This window comes from Ewingella sp. AOP8-B2-18 (assembly GCF_052376015.1).
In the GTDB taxonomy this organism is placed as follows: Bacteria; Pseudomonadota; Gammaproteobacteria; order Enterobacterales; family Enterobacteriaceae; genus Ewingella; species Ewingella allii.
The window spans coordinates 258,010-266,672 of sequence record NZ_JBQSVB010000007.1; the positions used below are offsets into that span (position 1 = coordinate 258,010).

An 8,663-nucleotide genomic window follows, 5' to 3' on the forward strand; every position below is an offset into this window, starting at 1 on the left:
GTGTTGCGTTCTGTAGGGTGTTGACGACTTAAAAAAGAAGGATGAAAACTCACCCTTCCTGGACTTCAGGTTTCTGCTTTAACCATGCGCGCTTTCCATCGGGAACCGCAGCAATACCTTGCAACAGGCGCGCTGGTCCTTCTCGAACAGGGTCATGGCCGCTTCAACGTCGCTGGCGGGCATCCAGTGCGTCACTAACTTCTGCGGGCTGATTTTCCCTTCCGCCATCCATTCAATCACCTGCGGGAAGCGATGGCTGTTGAGGCGCGAGGAAAACAGAGAAATTTCTTTGCTAGTAATACTCTGTTGGGTTAACGGGCTGGCTTCGCCGGAGAAGCCCATCATGCCGATGCGCGCTGCCGGCGAGGCCAGCAGGATCGCTTCTTGCAAAATAGCCGGATGGCAGGCGGCATCCACGATAAGCGTCGGTTTCACGCCTTCTGCTGCCAGCGCGTCAGCTACCGACTGGTGATGGTTGTTGATGGTCCAGTCCGCGCCGTTTTCCCGCGCCATGGTCAGGCGTTCATCAATGCGATCGGCGACGATCACCTGTTTCACGCCATAAACCCCTTTCAGCACTTGGATCACCGTCAGGCCCATCGGCCCCGCGCCGTAAATCAGCGCGGTGTCCTGCGGCTGTGGCTTGAGGAAGGCGGTGATGTTGGCGGCGATGGTGAAGGGTTCCACCATGCTGGCTAACTTATCTGGAATGCTGTCCGGCACCACATAGGCATTACTGGCCGGAACGCAGGCCGCATCGCTAAAACCGCCGTCGCGGTGAACGCCTATAACCTGCAACGTGCTGCAAACGTTCGGCCTGCCGATAGAGCAGGGGTAGCAATGGCCGCAGCTCACCACTGGGTCAACCACCACGCGCTGGCCGACACGGCTGCTTTCCACGCCTTCTCCCACGGCGTCAATATGGCCGAAAAACTCATGGCCGATGACGCGCGGGTATTTAGCAAAAGGGTTGTGCCCGTGATAAATGTGCACGTCTGAGCCACAAATTCCGGCATAGGCGACTTTCACCCGTACCTCGCCCGCCGCGGGCTGCGGCAAGGGTTTCTCTGTAATGACCAGTTGGCCAGGCTGTTGGATAACAACGCTTTTCATGATGATTTCCTTACCAGTTCCACAAAGTACCGTCATCCAGACGGGCCACCGGCAGGTGTGCCGGTTCATACGGATATTTCGCGGCCAGCTTCTCGTCAAACTCAATGCCCAGCCCCGGTTTTTCGCCCGGATGCATATAGCCGTCGTCGAAGGTCCAGCTATGTGGGAAGACTTCCAGCATTTGCTCGGAATAACCCATGTACTCCTGCACGCCAAAGTTAGGCACCCACAGGTCGAAGTGCAGGGCGGCGGCCATGCAAATTGGCGATAGGTCAGAAGGCCCGTGCGAGCCGGTGCGCACCTGATACAGCGAAGCAAAATCGGCAATGCGGCGCATGCCGGTGATGCCGCCCGCGTGGGTCAGCGTGGTGCGAATATAGTCGATCAGCTGCTCTTCAATCAGCTGTTTGCAATCCCAGATGCTGTTGAACACTTCGCCTACCGCAATTGGCGTGACGGTATGCTGGCGGATCAGGCGGAAACACTCTTGGTTCTCAGCTGGCGTCGGATCCTCCATCCAGAACAGGCGATACTCTTCGATGCTTTTACCAAAGCGCGCGGCTTCGATAGGGGTCAGGCGATGGTGCATGTCGTGCAGCAGGTGCTCGTTGAAACCGAATTTGTTGCGCACCGCCTCGAACAGTTTTGGCGTGAAGTCGAGATACTTTTCAGTGTTCCACAGCTGCTCTTCCGGCCAAACGCCTTTGGTGGCTGGCTCGTACGCCAGACCTTTGCCTTTCGCCATGCCGTAAGTGGTTTTCATCCCCGGCACGCCGCACTGCGCACGGATCGCCTTGAAACCAAGCTCTTTATGTTTGGCGTAGTCGTCCAGCACTTCATCAATGGAGTGGCCGGTGGTGTGGCAGTAAACCATCACGCCGGTGCGCGAAGCCCCGCCCAGCAGTTGATACAGCGGCATATTGGCGGCTTTGGCTTTGATGTCCCACAGCGCCATGTCCACGGCCGAAATGGCAGACATGGTCACCGGGCCACGACGCCAATAAGCGCCTTTGTAGAAGAACTGCCAGATATCCTCAATCTGATGTGCGTCGCGGCCAATCAGCTGCGGGCAGACGTGATCTTGCAAATAAGAGGCCACCGGCAGCTCGCGCCCGTTGAGCGTGGCGTCGCCAATCCCCGTCAGGCCGCCGTCGGTGGTGATTTTCAGGGTGACGAAGTTACGGCCCGGGCAGGTGACAAATACTTCAGCGTTAACAATTTTCATCAATCAGACCTTTTTCCAAGCAGGAAGACATAAGTACATTGAGTGAAAAATACGCTTTATGCTGACTACCATACAAGTATCCATATTGGATTTTGCTGGTGGGGATCACAAAGATCTTAGGAGGAGGGAAGGGAGGGAAGGTAGATATGGCCTTCTCCCGTGTAAGGAGAAGGCAGAGGATTAGCTAGCGAAAGTCTGGAAGGGCGGTGTTAGCCCAGCAGCGCACAGTGCGGAGGCAGGCGGCACTGAATGGCGTTAGGCAGAATCTCAATGTGGAATTCGGTGCCGGTGAGCGGCTCGCCGTCCAGATTAAAGGTCATGTCATGGGGGGCTTTGATTTCCAGCCAAGGCAGAGAGATAGAAATAACGTTTTTATTCTCTTCATTGCTGACCAGGCTACGAATAAACGACGGCAGCAGCTCTTCTGAGGTGAGCAAACGCAGTTGCAGCAGGCCGTCATTGATCAGAGCGTCGGGGCAAATCTGCTGCCCGCCGCCGGCCTGACGCCCATTACCAATGCCAATCACCAGCGCATCGCCAGCCCATGAAAAATCCGGCCCGGTAATTTCGCAGCTGTCGGCTTTAAGGGTGTCCATGCGCAGCAGGCCATGAATAAAGTAAGACACGCCGCCCAGTGCTGATTTCAGCTTTTCAGGCGTCTCGGTGGTGATCCGCGTGCCAAAACCGCCGGTAGCCATATTGATGAAGTAGCGATCGCCGTTAACACGCGCCAGATCGATATCCACCGCGCGGCCTTTAATCGCCAGGCGCAGCGCCTGATCGAACTCTGGCGGGATACCGCAGCTGGTGGCGAAATCATTGGCGGTGCCCAGCGGTAGCAAGCCTAGCGCCGGACGCTGACCCTCTGGCAATTTGGCGAGCGCGGTGGCAACTTCATTGATGGTGCCGTCGCCGCCACCGGCAATCACCGTTTCACAACCTAAATCAATGGCTTCATGCACATAGCGAGCGGCGTCGCCGTGTTCCCAGGTGACTCGGACTGCAAGGGCAACGCCTTCGCTGCGCAGGGCGTAAATGGCTTCGCGTAACATCTCATTGCCTGCCCCTTTTCCATTTATTATCAGAAGCGCCTCGGGCGTTTCTTTTATGCTTTCCTTCATTAATGTCTCCTGTCCGTAACAAGGTTCAGACTCTGCCTCTAAGGATAGATGACAAACAACCACCACGGCTATCGGAATAATCAGGTATTCAAAAGGCAAATCTTAGGGATATTTCCTGCGAATTAATTAAGTGGGAAGATTAATATTGGTGAGCGTTAACTGAACGCATGAATGAATTGCTATTTAATTATCGGAGTTATTAATTCTATTAACCTATTCTGTTAATAGAATGAGTGCCGCCAATAATAAGCTTCTGTAAAAAAGAAAAGCCAGCTCAAGGGAGATTGAGCCGGCCAAGGAGGTGGTTCTTAGTATCGTTGGATAACTTATTTTTCATTCGTCTAAATTGCGAAGAGGATAGTATCTAAAGCCTCTGTTGCTGAATGTGACCGGATTCTTATTTTTAGATTTTTTATTGTTTTTGTTTTATTTCATTCCAATAAAAAAACGCCACGGTTAGTGGCGTAATTAGTGCTAATTATTAAGGTCAGGGTTTAGCGTGTGGGTTACGCGTGTCAGTCTCTACCAGATTGCGCAACAAAATAGCGAATTCTAAATTGATGTCTTCCGGCAGTGAGACGTAAACAATATGACCATTTCCCGGTGCGACATCCACCGGCTGGCCTTTTTTGTTGCGTAAGGCTTCGAGGGTGAACTGCACATTTCCCTTTGGCGTCATCATCTCGACGCTATCACCGACGCTGAACTTGTTTTTCACGTCAATTTCCGCCCAGCCGTCAACACGATTGCCGGTAAACTCGCCGACAAACTGCTGGCTATCGCTCACCGAGTGACCATATTCATAGTTCTGCTGCGCGTCATGGGTGTGGCGGCGCAGGAAGCCCTCGGTATAGCCACGGTGCGCCAGGCCTTCCAGCGTGGTCAGCAGGCTTGGGTCGAAAGGCCTGCCCGCGGCGGCATCATCAATTGCGCGGCGATAGACCTGCGCGGTGCGGGCGCAATAGTAGAAGGATTTGGTACGGCCTTCGATTTTAAGCGAATGCACGCCCATTTGGGTCAGGGTTTCGACGTGCTGAATGGCGCGCAGATCTTTGGAGTTCATGATGTAAGTGCCATGCTCATCCTCAAAGGCGCTCATATATTCGCCCGGACGCATCGCCTCTTCCAGCATATACACTTTATCCGTCGGCTGGCCGACGCCGAGTGTAGGCTCGATCTTTTCAGCCGCAGCCACTTGTTTTACCGGAATCGGCTCGTACTGGTGCACAATATTTCCGAGATCATCCTCTTTGCCTTCCTGCACTTTGTATTCCCAGCGGCAGGCGTTGGTGCAAGTTCCCTGATTAGGGTCGCGCTTATTAATGTAGCCAGACAACAGGCAGCGGCCGGAATAAGCCATACAGAGCGCGCCGTGGACGAAGATTTCTATTTCCATATCCGGCACCTGTGCACGGATCTCGGCAATCTCTTCCAGTGACAGCTCGCGGGACAAAATAACCCGCGTCAGGCCCATCTGTTTCCAGAATTTTACCGTCGCCCAGTTCACCGCATTGGCCTGCACCGACAAGTGAATGTCCATCTGCGGGAAGGCTTCGCGCACCATCATAATCAGGCCGGGGTCGGACATGATCAGCGCGTCCGGGCCCATGTCGATCACCGGCTGTAAGTCGCGCAGGAAGGTTTTCAGCTTGGCGTTGTGAGGCGCGATGTTAACCACCACGTAGAATTTTTTACCCAGCGCGTGGGCTTCGTTAATGCCGATAGCCAGATTCTGGTGGTTAAATTCGTTATTGCGCACCCGCAGGCTGTAGCGCGGCTGACCGGCGTAAACCGCATCTGCACCATAGGCAAAGGCGTAGCGCATGTTCTTCAGCGAACCGGCCGGAGAGAGTAATTCCGGAGTAAACATAAGCAATCTCAGTCTGATATCAAGTCAGGGCCGTCCCAGAGCGGGGCGACGAAAGGTCGAAATTGTAGCCTCTGAAAATGCAAAAAGCAGCCGATCAGTGTGGGTATTTGAGGTTTACTGGGGCTAGATCAATTTTGCGTAAATTACAGGCTTGCCCGGAAAGTTTTCTTCCGTAAGAGAAACGCCTCTTCCGGAAAGAGAGTGTAATGATCACTTTCTTTTTCTAACTAAATGATTATGCGAGGCTTTTAAAATTGGCATAGATATTGCTTTAACAACAGTCATTTGTAAAGGAGGAGCGGTTGTGTCGCCACTCGTGAGTGTTATTGTAACTAGCTACAATCATGCTAAATATATTGTAAGAGCATTAGATAGCGTATTTTCGCAAACTTATAAAAACCTTGAAGTTATCGTGGTGGATGATGCATCTACAGATGGCTCCCAAGAGATTATCAAGGAATACCAACGTAAGCATGATTTGAAATTTATTAACAGGAAAGAAAACTATTTTAGCAATAGCGCATCTCAGGATGAAAATTCTGGGATTGAGGCCATTTTGGGATCTCATGGTAAATATATTGCTGTTGTTGATTCTGATGACTTCATTTATCCGGATAAAATTGCGATGCAAGTCGCCATCATGGAGGGTAATGAATCCGCAGTGCTGTGCTATGGCGGCATAGAGGTTATGAATGAAGATGGAAGTCGACATGAATATAAGGGTAATTATAAAGATAAATTCCTGTCTGGCGATCTTTTTGAGCCACTGTTGACCTATGGAAATCATATCCTTTTTATTGGAACATTAATTCGTAAATCTGCCTTTGTCGAAATCGAAAAGCCTGCTAAAGGTCTGATGCAGGTAGACTGGGATGTTTTTCTCAAACTGGCAAAGAAAGGTCCATTTATAGCTGATAAACGCACTGTTGCCTGTTATTGCCGTCATGGCAGTAATACCTGGTATCGAGCGGATAAAGAAACATTGATGTATAAAAATAGAATGATGATTCTTGATTGCTGGATGGATGAAGATGCATGGCCTACAGCCATGAATATTCGCTGGAAGCGTTGCATGCAAAACCCGTCACTTGATCAAAATGCGATTGATAGCTTGTTAATTGAAAGACCCAAGGATGCGCTTCTGCACTTTTTGAAGTGCAATGCGTGCGTTGACGATAAAAATTATAATGATGCTGAGAAACATCTTTCACTCTCCATTAAATATTGCGACGACCGGCTTGCAGTACTACCGGATTTATACCGGCTAAAAGAAAACTTTATTAAAGACGAACGCGCAAAGCTGTCCCATGCGGAAGAGTTGAGACGACGCTTACAATCGTCTCAAGTCCAGAGGGAACATAAATAATATGCCAGTAATTAAATCGGATGCGGCAATATTTAGTATTACCCACATCGACATAGATATTGTTGGGAATAGGTTATGACTCAAAAAAAAGAAGTGCTTATTCTGGATGCGGGATTTTCCGCTGTGCCATTTATTGAGATAGCAAAAGAACAAGGTTTTTTTGTGACGGTGTGTAGTGGTAAAGAACATGATCCGGGCCATCAATTTGCGGATCGTAGCATCATCGAAAATTACGCTAATCGCGAAACCGTGCTGGATATTGCTCAACAGCATAGCATTAATGCTTTGCTACCCGGCGTCACCGATATTTCTTATTTAACGGGAGCCTGGGTTGCCCAACAATTGGGGTTAGCCGGCTTTGATACGCCAGAGGTGAGCGAAATCATCTTTATGAAAGATGCATTTCGCCGTTGGGCCAATAAACAGGGTTATCCAATACCACAGGCGGCTTATGACCTTGAAGATGCTAAAAGATTGCCATTGCCGCTATTAGTAAAACCGGTAGATGCATATAGCGGGCTTGGCATTATAAAGATAAATAATCTGGCAGAATTAGATGCGGCAGTTAAAACCGCCCGAGAAGTTTCTGCATCGGGCCAGATAGTCATCGAGACTTTCTGCGAAGGGCAATTATACAGCCATTCTGCTTTTATTCGCGATGGAAATATCGCTTGTGAATTTTTTGTCGACGAATACTGCACGGTTTATCCGTGGCAGGTTAACAGTAGTTGTATTAGCGTCACATTATCGGAAAGCATGCGTAAAAATGTGCACGAATGTATGCAAACTCTGGTCAGAGAACTACAGCTAACCGATGGTTTATTACATACCCAGTTTATCGCCAATGAAACATGTTTTTGGTTGATTGAATTAACGCGTCGTTCTCCGGGGGATCTCTATTCTCGCCTAATTGAACTTTCGACGGGGATTCCCTATTCCCACTATTTTTCTCAGCCATTTCTTGGTTTAAAAAGTGCCTTTGAATTGCAACGGCCCACGCCATGCAGGGCGATTGTGCGCCACACTGTTTCACTCTCACAGACTCAGCAATTTACTTCTTTCGACTTTAGCAAGCTCGATGGAAGGGTCATTGAAACAGTGCCGTTAAAATTACCAGGAGAGAGTGTGAATCCGGCACCCCATGATCGGGCTGGGGTCATATTTGCCGAGCTTGATAATTTTTCAGCACTTAAAACGATAACCCCTGAATTAAAAAACTATATACAAATTAACGAGCAGTAAGGAATGTGAAATGAAAAAACCTTTGGCTTTAGGTTTCATTGGTGGGGGCAAAAACTCCGCTATTGGAGAGGCACATAAAATCGCCTGTCAAATGGATGGCCATTTTAAATTAGTTGCAGGCTGTTTCAGCCGTAATAGCGAAATTAATACACAGACGGCTCTGGATTGGGGGATTAACACTGACCGCGTTTATCGCGATGCCCACGCATTTCTCGAAACGGAACATAAGAAGTTAGATGCGGTGGTTATTCTGACGCCAACTCCCACGCATCGTGAAATCGTGATGGCATGCCTTGAATATGGCTTAACTGTTATTTGTGAAAAAGCACTGGTCAGCAATGTTCAGGGTGCTTTGGATATTCAAAAAAACTTCGGAAATTTGGATGGAAGGCTATATGTAACTTTCAATTATACCGGCTATCCGATGGTACGCGAGCTGCGTCAGCGTATTCAGACGGGCGAGCTGGGGAAAATTCAGCAAGTGATGGTTGAGATGCCGCAGGAGGGTTTTGCCCGAATGAGTATTGAAGGAAACGCTCCCTCTCCGCAGCCATGGCGCTGTGAAGATGCTGATATTCCTACGGTTTACCTTGACCTGGGTGTCCATCTCCATCAGTTAGTCGATTTTCTGACCAATAAGAATGCAAAGGATGTTTATGCCGTAAACGGCTTTGTTGAATAAATCGAACTTTTGCTGAGTTGAAGGATCAGATCACGCATCTTCCC

General features: G+C 49.7%; 7 protein-coding genes. 3 read left to right on the top strand and 4 right to left on the bottom strand.

All coding sequences use genetic code 11. The features are described from left to right. Nucleotides 1–78: 78 nt before the first annotated feature. The 4 genes from ACT3RR_RS15735 to trhP form a co-directional block, all read right to left on the bottom strand. Nucleotides 79–1,113, bottom strand: a complete 1,035-nt coding sequence (locus ACT3RR_RS15735; RefSeq protein ID WP_496200651.1) for a Zn-dependent oxidoreductase — start codon at nt 1,111–1,113, stop codon at nt 79–81. 10 nt (nt 1,114–1,123) lie between these two features. Continuing rightward, nucleotides 1,124–2,338 (bottom strand): D-mannonate dehydratase ManD, encoded by a 1,215-nt coding sequence (gene manD / locus ACT3RR_RS15740; protein WP_353502927.1) that lies wholly within the window; start codon nt 2,336–2,338, stop codon nt 1,124–1,126. A gap of 209 nt (nt 2,339–2,547) precedes the next feature. Then, complete coding sequence (yegS, locus tag ACT3RR_RS15745; RefSeq protein ID WP_396131013.1) at nt 2,548–3,459, bottom strand: lipid kinase YegS; 912 nt, start codon at nt 3,457–3,459, stop codon at nt 2,548–2,550. Nucleotides 3,460–3,946: 487 nt separating this feature from the next. After that, complete coding sequence (gene trhP / locus ACT3RR_RS15750; RefSeq protein WP_496200652.1) at nt 3,947–5,329, bottom strand: prephenate-dependent tRNA uridine(34) hydroxylase TrhP; 1,383 nt, start codon at nt 5,327–5,329, stop codon at nt 3,947–3,949. Nucleotides 5,330–5,633: 304 nt separating this feature from the next. Here trhP and ACT3RR_RS15755 point away from each other — a divergent pair, with 304 nt between their 5' ends. The 3 genes from ACT3RR_RS15755 to ACT3RR_RS15765 all read left to right on the top strand — a co-directional run bounded on the left by ACT3RR_RS15755 (nt 5,634) and on the right by ACT3RR_RS15765 (nt 8,619). Further along, nucleotides 5,634–6,695, top strand: coding sequence for a glycosyltransferase family 2 protein (locus ACT3RR_RS15755; protein ID WP_353502924.1), 1,062 nt, complete (start codon nt 5,634–5,636; stop codon nt 6,693–6,695). A 75-nt stretch (nt 6,696–6,770) separates the two neighbouring features. Beyond that, nucleotides 6,771–7,937: an ATP-grasp domain-containing protein gene (locus ACT3RR_RS15760; protein ID WP_496200653.1), complete on the top strand. Its 1,167-nt coding sequence runs from the start codon at nt 6,771–6,773 to the stop codon at nt 7,935–7,937. A gap of 10 nt (nt 7,938–7,947) precedes the next feature. Continuing rightward, a complete protein-coding gene (locus tag ACT3RR_RS15765; protein WP_496200654.1) occupies nt 7,948–8,619 on the top strand; it encodes a Gfo/Idh/MocA family protein in 672 nt (223 codons plus the stop codon). Nucleotides 8,620–8,663: the final 44 nt, after the last annotated feature.

What these genes read in the sequence shown, in the direction of transcription:
- ACT3RR_RS15760 (WP_496200653.1), top strand. Translation starts at nt 6,771, where the DNA reads ATGACTCAAAAAAAAGAAGTGCTTATTCTGGATGCGGGATTTTCCGCT.
- manD (WP_353502927.1), bottom strand. Translation starts at nt 2,338, where the DNA reads ATGAAAATTGTTAACGCTGAAGTATTTGTCACCTGCCCGGGCCGTAAC.
- ACT3RR_RS15735 (WP_496200651.1), bottom strand. Translation starts at nt 1,113, where the DNA reads ATGAAAAGCGTTGTTATCCAACAGCCTGGCCAACTGGTCATTACAGAG.
- trhP (WP_496200652.1), bottom strand. Translation starts at nt 5,329, where the DNA reads ATGTTTACTCCGGAATTACTCTCTCCGGCCGGTTCGCTGAAGAACATG.
- yegS (WP_396131013.1), bottom strand. Translation starts at nt 3,459, where the DNA reads ATGAAGGAAAGCATAAAAGAAACGCCCGAGGCGCTTCTGATAATAAAT.
- ACT3RR_RS15765 (WP_496200654.1), top strand. Translation starts at nt 7,948, where the DNA reads ATGAAAAAACCTTTGGCTTTAGGTTTCATTGGTGGGGGCAAAAACTCC.